The sequence below is a fragment of the Kineosporia succinea genome, assembly GCF_030811555.1.
Taxonomy (GTDB): Bacteria; Actinomycetota; Actinomycetes; order Actinomycetales; family Kineosporiaceae; genus Kineosporia; species Kineosporia succinea.
In genome coordinates this window covers 6,236,078-6,257,822 of the sequence record NZ_JAUSQZ010000001.1, presented here as the reverse complement: position 1 = coordinate 6,257,822, position 21,745 = coordinate 6,236,078, and the positions used below count along the sequence as shown (strand labels likewise).

Below are 21,745 nucleotides of genomic sequence, written 5' to 3'. Positions count from 1 at the left end.
CCGTGCCGACCTTCAGCGTCCGTCTGAGCAGCGGCACCCCGGTGCCGCTGTTCACGGAGTGCGCGGTGCTCGCCGAGGAGCTGGGCTTCGACCAGATCTGGACGGGCAACGACCTGCTGCGCCGCTCCGGCATCGTGCCCGTCACGGTCGCCCTCACGGCCACCCGCCGGATCCGGGTCGGCTCCAGCGTGCTCAACCCCGTCAGCCTGCACCCGGCCGAGATCGCCATGCTCGCGGCCCAGCTGCAGGAGATCTCCGGCGGGCGCTACCTGCTCGGGCTGGGCGCGGGATCCGAGGTGTTCCTGCGCTGGGCCGGGCTCGACCCGGCCCCACCGGTCACCCGCACCCGCAAGGCCCTGCGCGAGATCCGGGCCCTGCTGGCCGGTGAGGTGCCGCCGGGCTGGCACGAGCGCGCATCGCTGAAAGACGGCCCGGCGATGCCGACCCCGGTCTACATCGGCGCGATGGGCCCGAAGATGCTGGCCCTGGCCGGGCGGGAGGCCGACGGGGTCCTCGCCCTGTGCCTCCCGCCCGACCGGGTCGCCTGGGTGGCCGAGCAGGTCGAGGGCGGGCGCGACGGGCGCCCGGGCACGTTCGACCTCGCCTGCTGCCTGTGGGTGTCGATCGACGACGACCGCGACGCCGCCCGGCACCGGCTCGCCACCAAGATCGCGCCCTACGCCGGGTCTCTCGCCCCCGACGCCCTGGAGGCGGCCGGCCTGGACGTGGAACGCTTCGCCCACGTGCAGGCCCTGATGAGCGCCGGTGACACCGAGGCCGCGGTGAGAGCCGTGGACGAGGGCATGCTGCGCCTGGGCGTCGCCGGAGACATCCACGACGTCACCGAACGCTGCAAGGAACTCGTGTCCCGGGGCGTCCACCATCTGTCGTTCGGCCAGCCCCTGGGGGCATCACCCGCGCAGGCCATCTCCCTGCTCGGCCAGCACGTGCTTCCCGCCCTGCGGGCGGCGTGAAAGATTCGAAGGAGAACGTCATGACGACCGAAACCGTCCGGCCCGCGCACCTCGCCCCGGGCGACATCCTCACCAACGTCGAGGCCCTGCTGCCGATGGTGCGGGAGGACGCCGCCACCTGCGAGGCCCAGGGCCACCTGACCGACCGGCTGAAAGAGGGGTTCCGCGCCGCGGGCACCTACCGCGTCGGGTTCTCCACCGCCCACGGCGGCCCGCAGATGAGCCTGGCCGACCAGACCCGGATGATCGAGACCATCGCCACCGCCGACGCCGGGATCGCCTGGAACGTCTGCGTTCTCGCGGCCACCGGCTTCTACGCCGGGCGCCTGGACCCCCAGGCCTACGACGAGCTGTACCCCGAGCTCGACATCCCCACCTGCGGTTCGTTCCACCCCAAGGCCCGGGCCGTGCAGGTTCCCGGCGGCTACCGGGTCACCGGCACCTGGAAGTTCGGCAGCGGGATCCGCACGGCCGAGCGCATTCTCGGCGGCGTCGAGGTGGAGACCGAGACCGGCGAGAAGGTGCGCAAGGCCGACGGCAGCGTCCTGACCCTCGGCGTGTGGCTGCCCACCGACCAGGTCACGCTGCTCGACGACTGGCACGTCATCGGGCTGCGGGCCTCGGCCAGCCAGGGCTACAGCGTGACCGACGTGTTCGTGCCCGGGAACCACTCCTTCGACCGGCTCTTCACCCCCACCGCCGACGCCGAGCCCCTGAACAAGCACGTCGACCTGCCCTTCTACAGCATGGCCGGGATCTCCGTCGGCATCGCCCAGCACGCCGTGGACATCGCCACCGCCCACCTCACCGGGATGCGCGGGCGCCGGCCGTCCGAGCGCCAGCTCAACCTGCTCGGCGAGGCGTCCACCTACGTCCGCGCCGCCCGGAGCCTGGTCATCGACGGCGTCAGCGCCATCGACCAGGCCATCTTCACCCCCGGCGTGGTCCCCGACGACAGCGTCATGGCCCGTGGCGACGCACCGCTGGCCCAGGAGTTCACCCGTCAGGTCCTCGACCGGGTCGGTGAGATCCTCGGCTCCGCGGCCATCTACGAGCGCTACCCGTTCGAGAAGCTGGTGCGCGACGCCACCGGCCTGACCGCCCACGCCTCGACCTGGCGCAGCCGCTGGCAGTCGGTCGGGCAGGCCCTGGTGAGCGCCCACCCGCAGGAGGCGGCATGACCGACGTGCGGCTCGAGACCGTGAAGGCCCCGCGCCGCGACGTGGTCCCGGTGCGGCACTACGGGCGCGCCGCCGGCGCCACCGTGGTCGTGCTGCTGGTGCTGTGGATGCTCTGGGGCCTGGCCACCAACCCGAACTTCGAGTGGAGCGTGGTCGGGCAGTACCTGTTCGCCCGGTCCGTGCTCAAGGGCCTGCTGCTGACCCTCGAGATGACCGTCGTGGGCATGGTCTTCGCCCTGCTGCTGGCGATCGTCGTGGGGGTCATGCGGATGTCGCCGAGCCGGGTCATCGCCGGGGCCGCGTCGGTGTGGGTCTTCGTCTTCCGCGGCGTCCCGCTCATCGTGCTGCTGATCTTCGTCGGCAACCTCGGCCTGTTCTTCCGGGAGTTCAGCCTCGGCATCCCGTTCACCGGCGTGACGTTCTGGTCGGCCCCGGTCGGCGAGGTCGTGACCCCCTTCGTGGCCTCGGTGATCGGGCTGTCGCTGGCCGGTTCCGGGTACATGGCCGAGATCGTGCGCAGCGGCCTGCTCGCGGTCGGGCAGGGCCAGCACGAGACCGCCAAGGCCCTCGGCCTCAACCGCACGAAGACCCTGCGCCACATCGTGCTCCCGCAGGCCCTGCGGGTGATCATCCCGCCGCTGGGCAACGAGTTCATCGGCATGCTCAAGGCCTCGGCCATCGTCTCCGTGATCGCCGGCGGCGACCTGCTCACCGTGGCCCTGGGCATCTCGGGCATCAACTTCCGCACCATCGAGATGCTCATCGTGGCGACCATCTGGTACCTGCTGGTGATCGTCATCTACTCGACGGCCCAGTTCTTCCTCGAGCGACGGGCGGCCGAACGATGACCTCCATGATCGACATCCAGGGCGTCGACAAGTGGTACGGCTCCACCCAGGTCCTGTTCGGCGTCGACCTCCAGGTCGCGCGCGGTGAGACGGTCTGCATCATCGGGCCTTCCGGATCCGGCAAGAGCACCCTGCTGCGCACCGTCAACCATCTCGAGGACATCAACGCCGGCAGCATCTCGGTCGACGGCCAGCTCGTCGGCTACCGCGAGCACAACGGGCGCCTGCACGAGCTGCGCGAGAGCGAGGCCTGCACCCAGCGCCTCGGCATCGGCATGGTGTTCCAGCAGTTCAACCTCTTCCCGCACATGACCGCCCTGGAGAACGTCTCGTTCGCACCGGTCAAGGTGAAGGGCGAGAACGCCGCCGAGGCCCGGGCCTACGGGCTGGAGCTGCTCACCCGCGTCGGTCTGGCCGGCAAGGCGAACTCGTACCCGTCCAAGCTGTCCGGCGGCCAGCAGCAGCGCGTCGCGATCGCCCGGGCCATGGCAATGCGCCCGCAGGTGATGCTGTTCGACGAGCCCACCAGTGCCCTCGACCCCGAGCTCGTCGGTGAGGTGCTGGCCGTCATGAAAGACCTGGCCCGCACCGGCGGCATCACGGTCGTCGTCGTCACCCACGAGATGGGTTTCGCCCGCGAGGTCGCCGACCGGGTGGTCTTCATGGACGCCGGGCGCGTCGTCGAGCAGGGCACCCCCGACGAGGTCCTCGGCAACCCCACGCACGAGCGCACCCAGGCCTTCCTGTCGGCGGTGCTGCGGTGACGGGCCCGACGGCGCACGCGCCGGCCGGCCCGGTCGCTCTGGTCGCCGGGGGCACCGGGCCGATCGGGAGGGCGGTGGCCACCGCCCTCGCGGCCCGTGGATTCCGGGTGGCGGTGCACTACCGCAGCCGCCCGGACACGGCCCAGGCCCTGGTCGCCGGCCTGCCCGCTCCCCCACCGGCGTCCCCCGGCGCGTCGGCCCCGCCCACGTCTCTTCCCACCCCACCCCCACCGTCCGCGCCCGAACCGGCCGACGCGTCCCTCATGACCCGGCCCAGTACCGCTCAGCCCAGCGCCGCCCCGCTCGCGGGCGACTCGCCCGAAACCGGCCGGTCCGTAACAGTCCAACCGGTCCAACCGGTCCATCTGGCCGTCGGGGCCGACCTGACCGCGCCCGGAGCCGTCGAGGCCCTGGTCGCCACCGTCGAGGAGGCCCTCGGCCCCGTCGCGGTGCTGGTCAACGCCGCCCATCCGGGGCTCTCGGCGCCCGTCCCGATGGCCGACCCCGACCCCGGCGCCCTCGCCGGGCAGCTGGCGGCCGTCGCCGCGCACGCCGCCCTGTGCGCCCGGGTCGTGCCCGGCATGCGCAAGGCCGGGAACGGACGCGTCGTCTACCTCTCCGGAGCCCTGATGGCCCGCCCGGCGCCCGGGTTCGGGTACTACGGCGCCGCCAAGGCCGCCGCCACCACCCTCACCCGCTACCTCGCGCTCGAGGAGGGCACCCACGGCATCACCGCCAACATCGTGGCGCCCGGCCGGGTGGTCGACCCCGGCGAACCGGAAGATCTCACGCCCGAGCAGGCCGACCTGTCCGAGCGCCTGCTGCAGCGGATGGCGCTGGGTGTCTTCCCGTCGCCAGCCGACATCGCCCGGGCCGTGGTCACTCTCGTCGAGTCACCCGCCGTCACCGGGCAGACGCTGTGGCTGACCGGAGGGGAGCCGATCGGTGTCTGAGATGCTCCCGCCCTCGCCGAGGGTCCGCATCGTCGTCGACCGGGCCGACGCACCACGCTGCGGGATCCGGGTCGGCGACAGCGTCGACGTGGACGGGCCGGGCCTGTCCACCGACGGGAAGCCCTTCTGCCCACTGGCTCTCATGGGTGTGATCCCGGTGCTCGGCATGCGCCAGAACGCCCTGCCCGCCGACGACTGGCTCGCCCGCAAGCCGTACCTCACCTGTCCCGACGCCACCGAGAACGTCGTCCTGCGACTGGAGGCCCTGTGAGCGTCACCGTCCGCTGCACCGTGGAGGACATGAACTACTCGGCCTGCGCCCTGCAGGTCGGCGACTGGTTCGAGCTGTCCCCCACCGGGCTCACCGTCCCGGAGGGAAAACGGTTCTGCTACTTCGCCATTGCCTCCGTGATCCCCGCCGTCCTCGGCCACCTCGACACCGCGACGCCCGACGCCTACCTGACCGGGCGTCCCCTGATCGCCTGCCCCGACCCGCCCGAGAACCTGCACATCCGCGTCGAGCCCGTCACCCCGGAGAACGCATGAGCGAGTTGACCTTCAGCATCCGCATCGGCGGCCAGGGCGTGATGCCGGTGGTCGAGAAGGCGCTCCTGGCCGAGGAAGCCGGCTTCGACCAGGTCTGGACCGGCAACGACCTGTTCGGCGAACCCGGCCTCGTCACCCTGGCCGCCATCGCCCTGCGCACCACCCGCATCCGCTTCGGGTCCGGCGTCATCGACCCGGTCTCGCTCAACCCGGCCCAGATCGCCATGTTCGCCTCCGGCCTGCAGGAGATCTCCGGCGACCGCTTCCTGCTCGGCCTGGGCGCCGGCTCCGACGTCTTCTTCAGCTGGGCGGGGATCACCCCGCCGAAACCGGTCGTGCGCACCCGTGAAGCCGTGCTCGCCATCCGCGAGCTCACCCACGGGCGCACCCCCGCGGGCGTCCCCGGCACCGGCGAGCACTGGACGCCGAACGCCCGCCTGCGCTACCACCGTCCCGTCCCCATCTACATCGGCGCGATGGGCCCGAAGATGCTCGACCTGACCGGCCGCATCGCCGACGGCGCCCTGCCGCTGTGCCTGCCGCCGCGTCACGTCTACGGGGTGGTCGAGCAACTGAGGGCCGGTGCCGCCAAGACCGGGCGCACCATCGACGACCTCGACGTCGCCGCCTGTGTGTGGGCCAGCATCTCCGACGACCGGGACGAGGCCAGAACCCTGATGGCGCGCCACATCGCGCTCTACAGCGGCTCCCTGTCCACCGACGCGCTCGCGGCCAACGGCCTCGACCCGCAGGAGTTCGCGCGCACCCAGAAGCTCATGCTCGAGGGACGCGAGGACGACGCGGTCGCGTCGGTCACCGACTCCATGCTGCAGCTGGGCATCGTCGGCGGCGCCGGCGACGTGATCGAGCAGTGCGCCCAGCTGATCGACGCCGGGGTCCGGCACATCTCGTTCGGCCCGCCGATGGGCCCCGACCCCACCTCCGCCGTCCGGCTGATCGGCAGCACCGTGCTGCCGGCCCTGCGGCGGCTCACCGGAAAGGCACACCCATGAGGATCGTTCACGGCGGTATCAGCGTCACCCCCGAGCGGGTCGCCGAGGTCACGGCCGAGGGCGCGACGTTCCAGAAGCTCTGCGCACAGGAAGACGGCTGTGTGGAGTACCAGCTGTCGTGGAAGCTCGGCGAGGACGAGAACCTGCGCCTGCTGGAGATCTGGGACACCGCCGACGACCACGAGACGCACAAGCTGCAGCCGCACACCGTGGCCTGGACCGCGTTCATCAGCGGCGCCGCGGCCGCCCCGCCCGGATTCACCCAGTACGACGTCTGAGCACCGTCACCGGGGGTGGGGATCCGCCCCCGGTGCGCTCGCCGCGACTCCCCCGCTGAGATGCTCGAACACCACGTTCGTCTCGGTGTACGCGACCTCCCGACGGGCACTCAGGTGCTCCACCACGAAATCGCGCAGGGCGCCCGGTGTCTCGACGGCGATGTGGATCTGGAAGTCGTTCGCGCCCCCGAGGAAGTACACGTTGAGCACGCCCGGCAGCGCCGCCATCTCCCGGGCGAACGCCCCGACCCGGTTGCGTGACGGCGTGCCCAGCCGCACCGCGATCAGCGCCTGCAGCGGGCGCCCGAGCGCCTCGGGGGACAGATCGGCGCGAAACCCGTTGATGACGCCGGTCTCCTGCAGACGGCGCACGCGCATCAGGCACGTGGACGGCGCCACCCCGACCATCCCGGCCAGCGTGCTGTTGGCCACCCGAGCGTCGCGGGCCAGCACGTCGAGGATCTGGCGATCGACGTCGTCCAGTTCGACCGGCCCCTGCACGGATCGACGATTGTTCACGACGAGCACTCCCTGACCTGGCCATTCTCGAACACTCCACCAGGGTAGGTCCTTATCGCCAAATCTTGTTCGGCGAAACAACCTCGTAACGAAACCGCGGGGCATGCTCTCCCCCACCCGGTCCCCCCTCTGAAACGGAGCACAGCATGCTGGTCGGAGTTCCCCAGGAGATCAAGAACCACGAGTACCGCGTCGCCATCACCCCCGCCGGGGTGCGCGAACTGACGCTGCGGGGTCACGACGTGCTCGTCGAGCAGGGGGCGGGCACCGGCTCGTCGATCCCCGACGCCGACTACGAGGCGGCGGGCGCGAAGATCGCCGGCTCCGCCCAGGAGGTCTGGGGCGCGGCCGAACTCGTGCTCAAGGTCAAGGAGCCGGTGGAGAGCGAGTACGGTCACCTGCGGGCCGGGCAGACCCTGTTCACCTACCTGCACCTGGCCGCGTCCCGGCCCTGCACCGACGCCCTGCTGGCGGCGGGCACGACCGCGATCGCCTACGAGACCGTCCAGACCTCCTCGGGCGCCCTGCCTCTCCTGGCGCCGATGAGCGAGGTCGCGGGACGCCTCGCCCCCCAGGTCGGCGCGCAGCACCTGATGCGCTCGGCCGGCGGGCGGGGTGTGCTGCTCGGCGGCGTGCCCGGCGTGCGCCCCGCCCGGGTGGTCGTGATCGGAGCGGGCATCTCGGGCCTGAACGCGGCCACGATCGCGGTCGGGATGGGCGCCGACGTCCAGCTCCTCGACCTCGACGTGAACCGGCTGCGGGAGGCCGACCGGATCTTCGGCGGCCGGGTGCAGACCATCGCCTCGAGCGCGTACGAGGTCGAGAAGGCCGCGCTGGACGCCGATCTGGTGATCGGCGCCGTGCTCGTCCCCGGTGCCCGCGCGCCGAAACTGATCTCGAACGACCTGGTCTCGCGGATGCGTCCCGGCGCCGTGCTGGTGGACATCGCCATCGACCAGGGCGGCTGCTTCGAGGACTCCCGCCCGACCACCCACGCCGAGCCGACCTACGCCGTGCACGACACCGTCTTCTACTGCGTCGCGAACATGCCCGGCGCGGTGGCCAACACGTCCACCAACGCCCTCACGAACGTCACCCTGCCCTACGCCCTGGCCCTGGCCGACCACGGCTGGGAGAAGGCCCTGCGGGCCGACGCCACCCTGGCCCGGGGCCTGAACACGCACGCCGGTGACCTCACCTACGCACCGGTGGCGCAGGCGCACGGCCTCCCCCACGTCGACGTCCTGGCCCGCTGACCGTGAAGCTGGGCTACAAGGCGTCGGCGGAGCAGTTCGCTCCCGGACAGCTGGCCGATTTCGCGGTGCAGGCCGAGGACCAGGGTCTGGACTCGGTGTGGATCTCGGATCATTTCCAGCCCTGGCGGCATGTCGACGGGCACGCGCCCTCGGCGCTGGTGTGGTTGCCGTGGGTGGCCGCGCGCACGTCGCGGGTGCAGCTGGGCACGTCGGTGCTGACGCCGACGCTGCGGTACAACCCGGCGGTGATCGCGCAGGCGTTCGCGACGCTGGGGTGCCTGGCGCCGGGGCGGGTGATCCTGGGGATCGGCACCGGTGAGGCGCTGAACGAGACCGCGGTCGGGGTCGAGTTCCCCGAGCCGCGCACGCGTTTCGCGCGTCTTCGGGAGGCGGTGCGCCTGATCCGGCAGTTGTGGACGCACGAGCGGGTCACGTTCGAGGGCGAGTTCTACCGGCTGCACGACGCGACCGTCTACGACCGTCCCGAGCAGCCGGTGCCGATCTACATCGCCGGTGGCGGCCCGGGCGTGACCAAGTACGCCGGGCGCGCCGGGGACGGGTACATCTGTACCTCGGGCAAGGGCATGGACCTGTACTCCCAGACGCTGCTGCCGGCTCTGCGCGAGGGCCTTGCCCTCTCGGAGCGTTCCGAGGGTGACATCGACCGCACGATCGAGATCAAGCTGTCGTTCGACGAGGACCCGGCCCGGGCGCTGGAGAACACCCGGTTCTGGGCGCCGTTGTCGCTCTCGCCGGAGCAGAAGGCCTCGGTCCACGACCCGGTCGAGATGGCCCGCCTGGCCGACGAGCTCCCGATCGAGCAGGTCGCGAAGCGCTGGATCGTGGCGTCCGACCCGGCCGAGGTGGTCGCGGCCGTGAAGAGCTACACCGACGCCGGTTTCACCCACCTGGTCTTCCACGGGCCGGGCAACGACCAGGAACGCTTCCTGACCCAGTTCACCCAGGACGTGGCGCCCGCCCTGCGTGCGCTCTGAGATTTCAGGACGCCGTGGTCGCCTCCCCGGGCGGGTGGGTGAGTACCTCGGCGCTCGTCGGTCCCGGCCACGGGCATCAGGTCCACGGGCAGGGAGCAAGCTGTTCGTCCGCATCAACGACGACAGTCCCGGCAACGGCTCGGGGAACTTCGACCTCCGGGTGGAGGTCTACGGCTCCTGAGGCGCCGCCCACCGGCCCGCCCGAGGTCGTCCTCCACGAAGACCGGCCGGGTCAGGGTGAACACGGGGACCGCCGCCACCAGGGCGACCGCGAGCAGGAACAGCAGGGGCAGAGTCCAGCCGTGACTCACGTCGTGCAGCAGACCGACGACCAGCGGGCCGAGCGCACCGAACCCGTAGGCGACCCCCTGGGCGAAGCCGCTCAGGGCGACGGTGCCGCCGGGCGTGCGGGTGCGGTCGTTGATGAGCACGAGGCTGACCGGGAACAGGATCGAACCCGAGCCGATGAGCAGTACCCACACCAGTGTGAGGGGCGCGGGCGCGAGCAGCAGACCGAGGTAGCCGAGCACGAAACACGCGACGCCGGCGGCGATCAGTGCGGCGGGACGGCGTAGCCGGGTCACGAGCAGGGGTGCGACGAGGGCGATGGGCGTGCTGACGAAGCCGGTGACGGCGAGCAGGACACCGGCCTCGGTCGGGGTGGAACCGGCGACGTCGCCGAGGATCTCGGGCAGCCAGGCGAAAGCCGCGTAGGTCAGCACCGTGCTGGTGGAGAAGACGACGGTGATCGATACGGCCACCCGCGAGCGCCACAGCCCCCTCAGGAGGGCCGGGGGCTCGGTGGGGACCTCGTCGGAACGCCGGAGGCGGCGCTCGCGCACCACGACGACGGTCCACGGCACGAGTGCGACGAGCGCGGTCACCGCCCAGATGCCGAGCGAGAACCGCCAGCCGGCGCGTTCGGCGACGGGGGCGGCGAGCGCGGCCGGCACGGCGGTGCTGACACCCACGACGCCGACGTAGACGGCGGTCAGCAGGGCCACCCGGTCGGGGAACCACCGCCGCACGACCGGGGGCAGCAGCACGTTGCCGAGACCGGTGCCGGTCAGCGCGATCACGCTGCCGCCGAGCAGCGCGGCGAACCCTGGGGCGGACGCGCGCACGAGGTGGCCGAGGGTCATGAGCAGCAGGGCGAGGACGATGCCGCCGTCGAGGCCGAGGCGGCGGGCGACGCGGGGTGCGGCGAACCCGGAGATCGCGAGCAGGATCGGGGGCAGGGTGCCGAGCAGGCCGGCACCGAGGGTCGAGATCGGGATGTCCGTGCGGATGTCACCGAGGATCGGGGACATGGCCGCGACGGCCTGGCGTAGGGTGAACGCCACGAGCACGATGCCCGCGAGCGCGGCCGTCCGGCCCGCCCACAGCGGAAGGCGGACGTTGTCGGACATTCGGGGAGCGTAGCTCGTTCGGTGCGCGGACGGTGGCCCGTGCCGGCCGGGCGACCACGTCGTCCACCCTGAGGCTCAAGTCGCGGCGCTGTCGCGCCGTTGCCCGAAGGGACTGCCCACCGGCAGACCGGCCCCGTTCAGGAGACAGTGACCCACCATGCCGTCAGGTGTGCCCCGCGACGCCCCCACTTCAGGCCGAGGTGAGCGGTGAAGGCCGTCTTGTTCTGCGGGGGTCAGGGCACGCGCCTGCGGCAGAGCCCGGACAGCCCGCCCAAGCCTCTGGCCCGGATCGGCGAGCAGCCGATGATCTGGCACATCATGCGGTACTACGCGCATTTCGGGGTGCGGGAGTTCGTGCTGTGCCTGGGCTACGGCGCGCGGGCCATCCAGCACTGGTTCCTCGAGCAGGGGGCCCGGCCCGACGGGCCCCACCTCCGACTCCCCCGGGAGCACGGCGACTGGCGGCTCACGCTCGTGGACACCGGGATGAACGCCAGCATCGGCGAGCGCCTCCTGCGGGTGCGGGAGTTCGTCGAGGGTGACGAGCTGATCCTGGCGAACTACGCCGACACCCTGACCGACGCGGATCTGCAGACGGCGGTGCGGGACTTCCGGCGTTCCGGTGCCGTGGCGAGTCTGCTGGCGGTGGAACCGGTGCTGACGCATCACGCGGTGCAGATCGACGACGACGGGGGCATCTCCGGGATCGTCTCGCTGCGCTCGGCGGTGCCCTGGCAGAACGGCGGTTACTTCATCTTCCGGCCGCAGATCTTCGACGCGCTGCGGCCCGGCGAGGACCTGGTGCCGCAGGCGCTGACCCGGCTGACGCAGAGCCGGCAGATCGTGGCGCGGCGCCATGCCGGGTTCTGGCGGGCGATCGACACGGTGCGCGACCAGACCGAGGTCGACGACCTGTACTGGCGCGGGCATCGTCCGTGGATGGTGTGGGAGAACGAGGTGCGCGCACGGGACGGCGCCCTGTCGACGGTGCCGCTGTGAGGCCCTTCACGATCGGTGAGCTGCGGTCGGTGGTGGTGGTCGGGGCGCATCCGGACGACATCGAGATCGGGGCGGGCGGCTTGTTGCTGGCCCTGCCCGCGGGGGTGCAGGTGCGGTACCTCGTGCTCACCGGCAGCCCGGTGCGGCACGAGGAGGCACGGGCGGCGGCCGCGACCTTCCTCGGGCACGCCGACGTCACCTTCCGGGCCGAAAGCCTGCCCGACGGGCGTCTTCCCGAGCACGCCGGCACGGTGAAGGACGTCCTGGAGTCGGTCGCCGGGCCGGTGCCCGATCTGGTGCTCACCCCGTCGGCCACCGATCTGCACCAGGATCACCGGCTGCTGGGCACCATGGCGCCGACGGTGTGGCGGGACTCGGTGCACCTGCAGTACGAGATTCCCAAGTGGGACGGTGATCTCACCCGCCGCTCGGTGTACGTGCCGATGAGCGACGAGGTGGCGCGGCGCAAGGTCGCGTTGCTGAACGAGGTGTACCCCTCGCAGCACGGGCGCGACTGGTGGGACGACGAGATGTTCCTCGGGCTGGCCCGGCTGCGGGGCATGGAGTGCCGCGCGCGGTACGCAGAGGCCTTCACGTGCGACAAGCTCGTGCTCGGCCTGTAGCGAGAACTCTTTCGGCCCCCGGACTCTCGCCGGAGTTCAGGTGGGGAGGGTCACGGCGTACGCGTCGAAGGGGTTCGTCCGGTCGAGGTTGACGGACGGGGCGTGGGAGACGGTGCCGAGCGAAACGCCCGCGGCGCCGACCGGTCCTGCTCACGTGCCCCCTGCGCCGCACTGGCCATGCACGACAGCGTCTCACCGGTCCACAGGGTGGAGGCCGTTCCCGCCTCGACGTGCTCGGCGTACAGCCGGGACTTGTACTCGATCACCGCGAGACTCTCTGCCAGCGCGTCCATCTCGGCGCGCACCCGGGCCTCGTGCTCGCGCAGCAGCCGCAGGCGCTCGCCCTCGTTGCCCGGCCCGGCCGCCACCAGCTCGGTGTATCGCCGAATGTCGGCCAGAGGCATACCGCCGGCCCGGAAGCGGCTGCACATGCGCAGCCATTCCACGTCTTCGTACGAGTACCGGCGCCGCCCGCCGTCACCGCGGGCCACCGAGCCCAGCAGCAGCCCCTCCCGCTCGTAGTAGCGCAGCGCGTGCACGCCGATACCGGTGCGCTCGCTGACCTCGCCGATGCTCAGGCCGTCGTGCATCCGTCACTCCCGTCGACTTGATCTAGAGTCGACTCTAGGTCCTAGCGTCCGGCGACATGAATCTCGACCCCGACCTCGCAGCCGTCCTGAGCACCGCTGAACCCCTGCCGCCGCACCGGGCCGGGGACTGGAAGTCCTGGCGCGACACCGTCGCCGCCATGTACCCGGCAATCACCGCCGGCCTGCCCCCGGCGAATGTCGACCGGAAGGTCTTCACCACCACGACCGGCGACGGGCACGACCTCGAGCTGCACTGGTTCGTCCCCGTCGGCGGACTAACCGGTGCCGCCCTCGTCCACGCCCACGGCGGCGGCCTCGTCGCCGGGCAGGTGGAGCACTTCGCCCCGTTCATCGCCCGGCACGTGGAAGCGTCCGGCGTGCCGGTGCTCTCGGTCGAGTACCGCCTGGCCCCGGAGTCGAGAACCCTGACGGACGACGTGTACGCGGGCCTAACCTGGCTGATCGCGAACGCGGCGGAGCTCGGGGTGGACCCGGCCCGCATCGCGGTCTGGGGTGAGAGCGCCGGGGCGACCCTGGCTGCGGGAACGGCCGTGCGTGCCCGCGACGAGGGCCTCCCCCTGGCCCGGCAGATCCTCGTCTACCCGCTGCTGGACAACCAGGAGCTCGAGCCCGACCCGCACCTTCTCCCCTTCGCGGCGGACCTGTACCCGCTGAAGACCACTGCCTGGCGGGCCGTTCTGGGTGACGACCACGCCGGGGACGCCCCGGCCACGGTGGTCCCGGCCCGGCTACGGGACTTCCGCGGCCTGGCCCCCGCCTACCTGGAGGTGGGAGCGCTCGACCCGCTGCGTGAGGAGACGATCGACTGGGCCCGGCGGTTGTGGGCCGCCGGGGTCGACGCCGAACTGCAGGTGCTGCCGGGCCTGATCCACGGCTGGGACCACTTCGCGCCCGGTCTGCGGCCCGACGTGATCGAGCGGCGGATCGCGGTGATGCGGTCGCTGTGACTCCCTGACCCGGACGGCGCCGAGCGGCCGGTTCGTGGGGCCGGCAGGTGGTGGCCTCGGGCCGCCCCAGCTCTCCCGGGGACTCCGGCGAGTCGGTGCCCGAGGCCGCCCGGACCTGATCCCCGACAGCCCGTCACCCGCTCACCGGTGCACCAGGCGATCGGGCGTGGGGATTGCCCTGACCCGCCCCTGCCTCTGGCACCCCGAACCGCCTGCCTCGCAGCCCTTTCCGGGAAAATGCCCCTCCCCGGCCGACGAGTCCCCGAACCGGGCTGGATCCGTGGTCACTTCGTCCTTATATTGTGCGCAAAGTGACGAGCGGCCCCTCCGGCGGAGGTCGCGGAACCGTACCTGTCCCGGCCCACCGATTCCGGCCCGCGTGCGCCCGGCATCGCTACTCCGACTAGGGAACCGATGAGCAACGACGAGCCCACCTCTTCCGAGCGTCCCCGAAAGCCTTTTTCCTGGGCCGTGATCGGTGGCGTCGCCCTCGTCGCGGTCGGTGTCGCCGCGATCACCGCGACCGTGGCGCAGACCGTCGGGGGCAAGGTCAAGGGCGAGGAGGTCACGTTCGTCGCCGGGCCCGTGGAGCCCCCCGGCGCGAAGGCGACGGCCCGTCCCACCACGGTGCCGACCGCGTCCGCCCGGGCCGAGAAGACGCAGGAGGCCGAGCCGGCGAAGGCCCCGGCGACGAGGACGCGCACGGTCACCGCCACCACGCCCGGCGTGCCGGTGGCACAGGAGCCCACGACCCGGGAGACGAGGAAGACCACGCCGGCGCCGGTGAAGGCCGCCATCGGCGTGAACTACCGGCTGGTCAACGGGGTGACCGGGCGGTGCCTGGGCACGATGGCCGAGAGCACCACGAGCACCCAGCAGAACTGCGCCGACTCCGTGCGGGTCCAGATCGCGCGGGCCCGCACGGTCAACGGCGTGCCGGTGTTCCAGATCAAGGACTCCTCCGGCGGCCTGTGCCTCGACCCTCCGGGTGGCGGCACCCCGGTCGAGGGCGACGGTGTCGGCGCGACGATCTGCTACGAGCCGAGCAGCACCGACAACCAGGAGTGGACGCTGCGCAACAGCGGCCGGGTGAAGAACGGCCTCGTGCAGTATTTCGTGGTCAACACCTTGTCGCAGCTGTGCCTGGAGGTCCAGGGCGGGGTCGCCGACGGCACCGACATGGCCGTCGGCAAGAACATGCAGCTGTGGACCTGCGACCCCAGCGACGACCACCTGTGGACCTTCCGGAAGGCCTGATTCCCGGCCCCTGGTAACCCCTCGTCGCACCGGCGCGAGAGCCGTGACGGACGAGGGCCGTTCCCGCCGGGGCACTCTCAGCCGGGCGAGCGGCCGCCCGGGGGCCAGCTCAGCAGCGCCGCGTCGACCATGGCCTGCAGGTCCTCGCGGGGCACGCCCCCGGCGGCCTGCACCGCGACACCGGCCACGAGCGTGGCCAGGTAGCGGGCCGGAACGCCCGGATCGGTGCCGGGCGGCAGATCGCCCTCGGCGACCGCCCGCTCGAAACGCTCCCGGAGCCGGTCGTAGATGCCGGTGCGCCACTGCACGAGCAGGTCACGCACGCCGGTGGCCCCCTCCCCGGTGACCAGGGCGCTCTGCACGCCCAGGCAGCCCGAGGGCATGTCCGGCCGCGTGGTGCCGCGCACGACGCCGTTGAGCATTGCGGTGGCGACCTCGAGGGCGGTGGGCTGGTCGAGGCCCTGCTCCAGGTACGAGTCGGGATGCTCGCTGTAGCGCTGCAGGGCCTTGCGGAAGAGTTCCTCCTTGTTGCCGAAGGCCGCGTACATGCTGGTGGTCGAGATGCCCATGGCCCTGGTCAGGCCGGACAGGCTCGCCCCCTCGTAGCCGTGCGCCCAGAAGAACACCATGGCCTTCTCGAGCGCCGCGTCGGTGTCGAACGCCCGGGGCCGCCCGATCGCTGTCTGCCGCGTGTCCTTCCTGGTCGCCATCCCCGCATGCTACGCCCTTCTGCAGTGACCGATGCGGAAGTTCTGCATCGATCGCTGCAGAAGTGTTACGGTCCTACTTCCGCATCAATCGATGCGGAAATGGATCGCGTGTGGGAGCGATGGACATGGGACAGCTCGAAGGCAAGACCGCCCTGGTCACCGGCGGGGGCACGGGCATCGGACGGGCGGCCGCGGTGCGGATGGCCGCCGAGGGGGCCCACGTCTTCATCACCGGCCGCCGTCAGGGCACACTCGACGAGGCGGTCGAGGTCATCGGGGCCGGCTCGGCGACCGCGGTGGTCGCCGACATCTCGGATCTCGACGACCTCGACCGGCTCTACGACGCGATCCGGGCCCGGGGGCAGGGACTGGACGTGCTGTTCGCCAACGCCTCGATCGGCGAGTTCGTCACCCTCGAGGCGAGCACCGGGGCGCAGTTCGACCAGCACTTCGACATCAACGTGCGCGGAACCTATTTCACCGTGCAGAAGGCCCTTCCGGTGCTCAACGACGGCGCCTCGATCGTGCTGAACGGCTCGGCCAACGCCGACATCGGGGCCCCCGCGTTCGGCCTGTACTCGGCGACCAAGGCCGCCCAGCGCTCGTTCACCCGCACCTGGGCGAACGAGCTCAAGGGGCGGGGCATCCGGGTCAACGCCGTGATGCCCGGCGCGACGCAGACCCCCGGCCTGAACGGGCTCATCCCCGCCGACCAGGCCGCGGCGTTCAAGGAGGGCATGGCCGCCGCCGTCCCGCTGGGACGCCTCGCCCGGCCCGAGGAGATCGCCGCCACGGTGCTGTTCCTGGCCGGCGACCAGAGCAGCTTCATGACCGGCTCGGCCCTGTACGTGGACGGCGGCGCCACCCAGGTCTGAGGCTCAGGCCAGGGAGGCCGGCAGGAAGCGGCCCCGCGGGGTCGCGTCCAGGATCCGCCCGCCGCCGGCGATCACGCGCCCGCCGACCACGACGGTCTCGGGACGGCCGGTGACCTCGATGCCCTCGTACGGCGTGTAGTCCGTGGCCTGGGCCAGGTCGCCGGCCGTGATCGTCCAGCGGGCCGAGGGGTCCCACAGCACCAGGTCGGCGTCGCTGCCCGGGGCCAGGGTGCCCTTGCGCGGGTAGATCCCGTTGGTGCGGGCCGGGTTCGCGGCGGTGAGCTCGACGAAGCGTGACGGCGTGATCCGGCCGGTGGCGACGTAGGTCGAGAAGATGACGGGCAGGCGGGTCTGGACGCCGGGCAGGCCGTTGGGCATGTGCCGCACGTCGTGCCGGTGCGAGACCTTCTGCGCGGTGTCGTAGCAGCAGTGGTCGGAGGCGACCGTGGTGATCTCACCGTTGGCCAGGTAGCCGCCCAGGGCCTCGACCGTCGCCCGGTCACGCAGCGGCGGGCAGCAGACCCAGCGCTCGGGGTTCGGGCCGTCGTAGAGCGAGTCGTCGAGCACGAGGTGGTGGGCGACGGACTCGGTGTACGCACGGAGCCCGCGGCGGCGGGCGGCGGCGACCAGCTCGACCGCGGCGGGCGTGGACTGGTGCACGAAGTAGACCGGGGCGTCGAGGGTCTCGGCGATCGCGAGGACCTCGGCGACCGCGGCGGTCTCGGCCAGTTCCGAGCGGGTGCCGGCCATGTGCGCGGCGTCGATCTCGCCGCGCTCGGCGGCCCGGCGCTGATCCTCCTCGATGATCGGGTTGGCCTCGCAGTGGATCACCACCATGCCGCCCGACTCCTTCAGCACCTGCATGGTCTTCAGGATGGTGTCGGCGCTGGCCATGCTCTCGCCACGGTAGGTGGTGAACATCTTCACCGTCGCCAGGCCGTCGGCCACCAGGGAGCGCAGCTGGTCGGCCGTGGTGTCGTCCCACTCCACGACGGAGGCGTGGACGGCCGCGTCGCACAGGCCCTGCGGCACCTTGGCCCGCTGGGCGGCGGCCACGTCGACCGGCCGCTGGCCCGGCTGCGGGATGGCGAAGTCGACGATCGTGGTGGTGCCGCCCAGGACGGCGGCGGTGGTGCACTCGGCGTACCCGTCGAGCGAGGTGTAGCCGCCGCTGGTGAAACCGACGTGACAGTGCGGGTCCACTCCCCCGGGCATCACCAGTCTGCCGGTGGCGTCGAGGACCTCGGCCCCGGCGGGCAGCGGGGTGCCGGGGGCCACCACGGCCCTGACCACGCCGTCGGCCAGGTGCAGGTCGGCCGGGCCGGACCAGTCCGGCTGCACCAGGGTGCCGCCACGGACCACCAGGTCGCTCATTGCTTCTCCTCCACGACAGAATCGGAACGGACCCGCCGGGAGTGCGCGGGATCGGGAACCGGGACCGCGGCGAGCAGGTCCCGGGTGTACTCGTGCTGGGGGTCGCCGTAGATCTGCTCCCGGCTGCCCTGCTCGACCACGCGGCCCTCACTCATCACGACGACCTGGTCGCACAGGTAGCGGACCACGGCCAGGTCGTGGGCGATGAACAGGATCGACAGGCCGAGTTCGGCCTGCAGGTCGCGCAGCAGGTTCAGCACCTGCGCCTGCACCGAGACGTCGAGCGAGGAGACCGGCTCGTCACAGATCAGCAGACGCGGGCGCACGGCCAGGGCCCGGGCGATCGCCAGGCGCTGACGCTGCCCGCCGGAGAACGAGCGCGGGTAGGCCCCCAGGTCGGCGTGGCCGAGACCGACCAGGCCGAGCAGTCTTTCGACCTCGGCGCGGCGCGCGGCCCGGTCGGGCAGGATGCCGTGCACGAGCAGGCCCTCCCCGACGAGCTGCTCGACGTTCATGCGCGGGTTCAGCGACGAGTACGGGTCCTGGAACACGACCTGCATGTCCCGCCGCACCTGCCGCATCGCCCGCCGCGAGACCCCGTCGATCTGCTTGCCGCCCAGCAGCACCCAGCCGGCGTCGGGCTTCTCCAGGCCGGCGATCATCCGGGCGGTCGTCGACTTGCCCGAGCCGGACTCCCCGACCAGCCCCAGGGCCGTGCCCTCGAGCATGCTGAACCCGACGTCGGCGGCCGCCGGGCGCGAGGCGCCCGGATAGGTCTTGGTGAGGCCGTCGACCTCGAGGATCTTCTTCACGGAACCGTTGACGCTCACCGGGACACCGCCTCGATCTCCTCCACCGACACCAGGCGCTGCGACGGGTCGCGGTCCAGCCGCGGCACCGCTCCCAGCAGGCCCTTCGTGTAGGGATGCTGCGGGTCCGCGAACAGCGGCCCGACGGGCGCGGTCTCGACGATCCTGCCGTGCCGCATGACCACCACGTCGTCGGCGAAACCGGCGACCACCCCCAGGTCGTGGGTGATCAGCAGCACCGCCATGCCCCGCTCCTGCGCGACCTCGTGCAGCAGGTCCAGCACCGCCGCCTGCACCCGCACGTCCAGGGCCGTGGTCGGCTCGTCGGCGATCAGCAGTTCCGGCTCGGCGATCACCGCGATCGCGATGACCACCCGCTGGCGCATCCCGCCCGAGAACTGGTGCGGGTAGTCGTCGAAGCGCCCCGACGCGTCCTTCACGCCCAGCCGGCTCAGCAGCGCGATGCCGCGCTCGCGGGCCTCCTTCTTCTTCACGCCGCGGATGACCAGGGGCTGCATGATCTGCCAGCCGATCGTCATCACCGGGTTGAGCGAGGTCAGCGGGTCCTGGAAGACCAGGCCGACCCGCGAACCCCGCACCGAGCGCACGACTTTCGCCGACGCGTCCACCAGCTCCTGACCCTCCAGCCGGACCGACCCCCGCAGCCGGGCCGCGACGTCCAGCTGCAGCACCGCCCGGGCCGTGACCGACTTGCCCGACCCGGACTCCCCGACCAGGGCGGTACGGGAACCCTTCTCGAGCGAGAAGGACACCCCGTGCACCACCTCGCGGGAACCGTAGGAGACCCGGAGGTCCTCCACCGACAGCAAACTCATCAGCTCTGCTCCCTCAGGGTCGGGTCCCGCAGCACGCGCAGCCAGTCGCCCACGAGCGAGAACGCGATCGCGGTGAGCGCGATGGCCAGGCCCGGGAAGACCAGGGCCCACCAGCCGGAGGTGACGTTGTCCGCGGCGGCCGCGATCATCGCGCCCCACTCGGCCGAGGGCACCTGGGCGCCGACGCCGATGAACGACAGGCCGGAGATGACCAGCATCACCGCCGCGACGTCGAGAGTGACCTGCACGTAGAGGATGTCGAGCGAGTTGGGCAGCACGTGGCGCAGGATCAGGCGCCGCCGGCCCACGCCCAGCGCGACGGCCGACTCGACGAACTCGGCCTGCATCGTCTCGCGCACCACGGTGCGGATCAGCCGCACGTAACCGGGCCACCAGCTGACACTCACGGCGATGATCGCCGACCCGATGCCCGGCCCCAGGGCGACCGCGAAGCCGAGGGCCAGGATGATCGAGGGCACCGCGAGCCCGACATCGGTGATCCGCATGATGATCTCGTCCACCACGCGTCCCCCGACCGCGGCGGCCGTGCCGACGACCACGCCCACTACGACGGTGACCGCGAGCACGACGGCCGTGGCCAGAAGCGTGGTGCGGGCGCCGGTCAGGATGCGCGAGAGCACGTCCCGGCCGTTGATGTCGGTGCCGAGCCAGTGTCCCGGGCCCGGGCCGAGCAGCCGGTTGCCCAGATCGACGGTGTAGGGGTCGTGCGGGGCGATCCAGGGGCCGATCACGGCGAGGAGAACGACGAGCCCGCAGACGCCCAGGGCGATCCGGTCGACGATCGGGGTGCGCCGGCGCTTCCTGACGGCGATGGTGGACGTGGTGGTCGCGTCGGGCGTCGGGGTCACCGAGGGGCTCCCGGGGGTAGGGGTGCTCATCGGACCGCCTCCGGCGCCGGGCGGGCGGGGACGAGTCCGTCGCGCAGGCGCGGGTTGATCCACAGCTGGACGACGTCGACGACGAGGTTGGTGACGATGAAGACGACACCGATGACGAGGATCGAGCCGATCACCGCGTACAGGTCGTTCTGGAGCACCGCGTCCACCATGTAGGCGCCGATTCCCTTGCGCGAGAAGGTGCTCTCGACCAGCACGGTGACGCCGAGCATCCAGCCCAGCTGCATGCCCAGGATCGTGGACATCGGCACCAGGGCGTTGCGCAGGGCGTGGCGCACCACGACGCGGACCTCACCGGCGCCGGTGGCACGGGCGAGGGTGACGTAGTCGGCGTCCAGCGAGGTGATCATCGACGAGCGCACGGTGCGGGCGATCACCGCCACGAAACTGGCCGCCAGGGTCAGCGCGGGCAGGATCAGGTGGGTCAGGGCCGAGAGGAAGAGGGCCGGGTTCCCGGACAGCAGGGCGTCGAGGGTGGTGACACCGGTGATGTCGGGAACCCGTTCGCCGAAACCGAGCTGGCCGTACAGCGGGAACCAGCCCAGGCGGCTGGCCAGCACCAGCTGCAGCAGCAGGCCGAGCCAGAAGACCGGCATGGTGGCGCCGAGCAGGGCCACGACGCGGGCCAGCAGGTCGAGCAGCCGCCCGCGCCGGTAGGCGGCCAGGACGCCGAGGGGCACGCCGACCGCGATGTTGACGATCATCGCCGCGGCGACCAGTTCGAGGGAGGACGGCAGGACGTCCGCGATGTCGGCCAGGACGGCCCGGTGGGTGAAGACCGAGTTGCCCAGGTCGCCCTGCAGGACGTTGGTCAGGTAGTGCCAGAACTGCGCGAGCACCGGGTCGTCCAGACCCAGCCGCGTGCGCGCGTCCTCGACCTGGGCCGCCGTGGCGTTGCGGCCGGCCGCGGCCCGCGCCGGGTCGCCGGGCAGCACCGTGACCAGGACGAACGCCAGCACGACGAGGCCGAAGAAGACCACGGCCGACAGCATCGTGCGCCGGGCGACGTAGCGTGCCACGTCCACGACACGTCCTCCTTTCCGTGAATGGG

At 71.9% G+C, this 21,745-nt stretch carries 25 protein-coding genes; 16 read left to right on the top strand and 9 right to left on the bottom strand.

Annotated elements, in window-relative coordinates; genetic code table 11:
- The first annotated feature begins 2 nt into the window (after positions 1-2).
- From J2S57_RS27660 to J2S57_RS27620, 9 genes are read left to right on the top strand one after another with little or no spacing between them, the layout of a single operon-like run.
- Positions 3-974 carry an LLM class flavin-dependent oxidoreductase gene (locus J2S57_RS27660; protein WP_307248305.1) on the top strand — a complete coding sequence of 324 codons (972 nt, stop codon included), beginning with the start codon at positions 3-5 and terminating at the stop codon, positions 972-974.
- Between the two features lie 20 nt (positions 975-994).
- Complete coding sequence (locus J2S57_RS27655; protein ID WP_307248303.1) at positions 995-2,155, top strand: acyl-CoA dehydrogenase family protein; 1,161 nt, start codon at positions 995-997, stop codon at positions 2,153-2,155.
- Positions 2,152-3,003, top strand: a complete 852-nt coding sequence (locus J2S57_RS27650) for an amino acid ABC transporter permease (protein WP_307248301.1) — start codon at positions 2,152-2,154, stop codon at positions 3,001-3,003. Before J2S57_RS27655 ends, J2S57_RS27650 begins: the two co-directional genes overlap by 4 nt.
- Positions 3,000-3,767: an amino acid ABC transporter ATP-binding protein gene (locus tag J2S57_RS27645; RefSeq protein ID WP_307248299.1), complete on the top strand. Its 768-nt coding sequence runs from the start codon at positions 3,000-3,002 to the stop codon at positions 3,765-3,767. The genes J2S57_RS27650 and J2S57_RS27645 overlap by 4 nt, the downstream gene beginning before the upstream one ends.
- Positions 3,764-4,720: an SDR family NAD(P)-dependent oxidoreductase gene (locus tag J2S57_RS27640; RefSeq protein ID WP_307248297.1), complete on the top strand. Its 957-nt coding sequence runs from the start codon at positions 3,764-3,766 to the stop codon at positions 4,718-4,720. The genes J2S57_RS27645 and J2S57_RS27640 overlap by 4 nt, the downstream gene beginning before the upstream one ends.
- Position 4,721: 1 nt before the next feature.
- Positions 4,722-4,991 (top strand): TIGR04076 family protein, encoded by a 270-nt coding sequence (locus J2S57_RS27635; RefSeq protein ID WP_307251125.1) that lies wholly within the window; start codon positions 4,722-4,724, stop codon positions 4,989-4,991.
- Positions 4,988-5,266, top strand: a complete 279-nt coding sequence (locus J2S57_RS27630) for a TIGR04076 family protein (protein ID WP_307248295.1) — start codon at positions 4,988-4,990, stop codon at positions 5,264-5,266. The genes J2S57_RS27635 and J2S57_RS27630 overlap by 4 nt, the downstream gene beginning before the upstream one ends.
- On the top strand, positions 5,263-6,279 hold the full coding sequence (locus J2S57_RS27625; RefSeq protein ID WP_307248293.1) for an LLM class flavin-dependent oxidoreductase: 1,017 nt from the start codon (positions 5,263-5,265) through the stop codon (positions 6,277-6,279). The genes J2S57_RS27630 and J2S57_RS27625 overlap by 4 nt, the downstream gene beginning before the upstream one ends.
- Complete coding sequence (locus J2S57_RS27620; protein ID WP_307248291.1) at positions 6,276-6,557, top strand: putative quinol monooxygenase; 282 nt, start codon at positions 6,276-6,278, stop codon at positions 6,555-6,557. The genes J2S57_RS27625 and J2S57_RS27620 overlap by 4 nt, the downstream gene beginning before the upstream one ends.
- 6 nt (positions 6,558-6,563) lie before the next feature.
- Here J2S57_RS27620 and J2S57_RS27615 read toward each other — a convergent pair whose 3' ends face one another.
- A complete protein-coding gene (locus J2S57_RS27615) occupies positions 6,564-7,076 on the bottom strand; it encodes an Lrp/AsnC family transcriptional regulator (RefSeq protein ID WP_307248288.1) in 513 nt (170 codons plus the stop codon).
- Positions 7,077-7,222: 146 nt separating this feature from the next.
- Between J2S57_RS27615 and ald the strand changes: the two genes are divergently transcribed.
- Positions 7,223-8,332, top strand: a complete 1,110-nt coding sequence (ald, locus tag J2S57_RS27610) for an alanine dehydrogenase (protein WP_307248286.1) — start codon at positions 7,223-7,225, stop codon at positions 8,330-8,332.
- Positions 8,329-9,327, top strand: a complete 999-nt coding sequence (fgd, locus tag J2S57_RS27605) for a glucose-6-phosphate dehydrogenase (coenzyme-F420) (protein ID WP_370882713.1) — start codon at positions 8,329-8,331, stop codon at positions 9,325-9,327. Before ald ends, fgd begins: the two co-directional genes overlap by 4 nt.
- A gap of 113 nt (positions 9,328-9,440) precedes the next feature.
- Here fgd and J2S57_RS27600 read toward each other — a convergent pair whose 3' ends face one another.
- Positions 9,441-10,736, bottom strand: coding sequence for an MFS transporter (locus J2S57_RS27600; RefSeq protein ID WP_307248282.1), 1,296 nt, complete (start codon positions 10,734-10,736; stop codon positions 9,441-9,443).
- Between the two features lie 207 nt (positions 10,737-10,943).
- Here J2S57_RS27600 and J2S57_RS27595 point away from each other — a divergent pair, with 207 nt between their 5' ends.
- Both J2S57_RS27595 and J2S57_RS27590 read left to right on the top strand, forming a co-directional pair.
- On the top strand, positions 10,944-11,735 hold the full coding sequence (locus J2S57_RS27595; protein ID WP_307248280.1) for a sugar phosphate nucleotidyltransferase: 792 nt from the start codon (positions 10,944-10,946) through the stop codon (positions 11,733-11,735).
- Positions 11,732-12,358 carry a PIG-L deacetylase family protein gene (locus J2S57_RS27590; RefSeq protein WP_307248277.1) on the top strand — a complete coding sequence of 209 codons (627 nt, stop codon included), beginning with the start codon at positions 11,732-11,734 and terminating at the stop codon, positions 12,356-12,358. The genes J2S57_RS27595 and J2S57_RS27590 overlap by 4 nt, the downstream gene beginning before the upstream one ends.
- A 50-nt stretch (positions 12,359-12,408) precedes the next feature.
- On the opposite strand, the gene J2S57_RS27585 is transcribed toward J2S57_RS27590, so the two are convergent.
- Positions 12,409-12,948 (bottom strand): MerR family transcriptional regulator, encoded by a 540-nt coding sequence (locus J2S57_RS27585; protein WP_307248275.1) that lies wholly within the window; start codon positions 12,946-12,948, stop codon positions 12,409-12,411.
- A 56-nt stretch (positions 12,949-13,004) separates the two neighbouring features.
- On the opposite strand from J2S57_RS27585, the gene J2S57_RS27580 reads away from it, so the two are divergent.
- The gene (locus J2S57_RS27580; protein WP_307248272.1) at positions 13,005-13,916 is read left to right on the top strand and encodes an alpha/beta hydrolase fold domain-containing protein; all 912 of its coding nucleotides are present in this window, start codon (positions 13,005-13,007) and stop codon (positions 13,914-13,916) included.
- Positions 13,917-14,330: 414 nt separating this feature from the next.
- Positions 14,331-15,173 carry an RICIN domain-containing protein gene (locus J2S57_RS27575; RefSeq protein ID WP_307248270.1) on the top strand — a complete coding sequence of 281 codons (843 nt, stop codon included), beginning with the start codon at positions 14,331-14,333 and terminating at the stop codon, positions 15,171-15,173.
- 77 nt (positions 15,174-15,250) lie between these two features.
- Here J2S57_RS27575 and J2S57_RS27570 read toward each other — a convergent pair whose 3' ends face one another.
- Positions 15,251-15,883: a TetR/AcrR family transcriptional regulator gene (locus J2S57_RS27570; RefSeq protein WP_307248268.1), complete on the bottom strand. Its 633-nt coding sequence runs from the start codon at positions 15,881-15,883 to the stop codon at positions 15,251-15,253.
- Positions 15,884-16,008: 125 nt separating this feature from the next.
- Here J2S57_RS27570 and J2S57_RS27565 point away from each other — a divergent pair, with 125 nt between their 5' ends.
- Positions 16,009-16,758: an SDR family oxidoreductase gene (locus J2S57_RS27565; protein ID WP_307248266.1), complete on the top strand. Its 750-nt coding sequence runs from the start codon at positions 16,009-16,011 to the stop codon at positions 16,756-16,758.
- Between the two features lie 3 nt (positions 16,759-16,761).
- Here J2S57_RS27565 and hydA read toward each other — a convergent pair whose 3' ends face one another.
- From hydA to J2S57_RS27540, 5 genes are read right to left on the bottom strand one after another with little or no spacing between them, the layout of a single operon-like run.
- Positions 16,762-18,132 carry a dihydropyrimidinase gene (gene hydA, locus J2S57_RS27560; protein WP_307248264.1) on the bottom strand — a complete coding sequence of 457 codons (1,371 nt, stop codon included), beginning with the start codon at positions 18,130-18,132 and terminating at the stop codon, positions 16,762-16,764.
- Complete coding sequence (locus J2S57_RS27555) at positions 18,129-18,962, bottom strand: ATP-binding cassette domain-containing protein (protein ID WP_307248262.1); 834 nt, start codon at positions 18,960-18,962, stop codon at positions 18,129-18,131. The genes hydA and J2S57_RS27555 overlap by 4 nt, the downstream gene beginning before the upstream one ends.
- Positions 18,959-19,777: an ABC transporter ATP-binding protein gene (locus J2S57_RS27550; protein WP_307248260.1), complete on the bottom strand. Its 819-nt coding sequence runs from the start codon at positions 19,775-19,777 to the stop codon at positions 18,959-18,961. Before J2S57_RS27550 ends, J2S57_RS27555 begins: the two co-directional genes overlap by 4 nt.
- On the bottom strand, positions 19,777-20,676 hold the full coding sequence (locus J2S57_RS27545; protein WP_307248259.1) for an ABC transporter permease: 900 nt from the start codon (positions 20,674-20,676) through the stop codon (positions 19,777-19,779). The genes J2S57_RS27550 and J2S57_RS27545 overlap by 1 nt, the downstream gene beginning before the upstream one ends.
- Positions 20,673-21,719, bottom strand: a complete 1,047-nt coding sequence (locus tag J2S57_RS27540) for an ABC transporter permease (protein WP_307248256.1) — start codon at positions 21,717-21,719, stop codon at positions 20,673-20,675. The genes J2S57_RS27545 and J2S57_RS27540 overlap by 4 nt, the downstream gene beginning before the upstream one ends.
- Positions 21,720-21,745 lie beyond the last annotated feature (26 nt).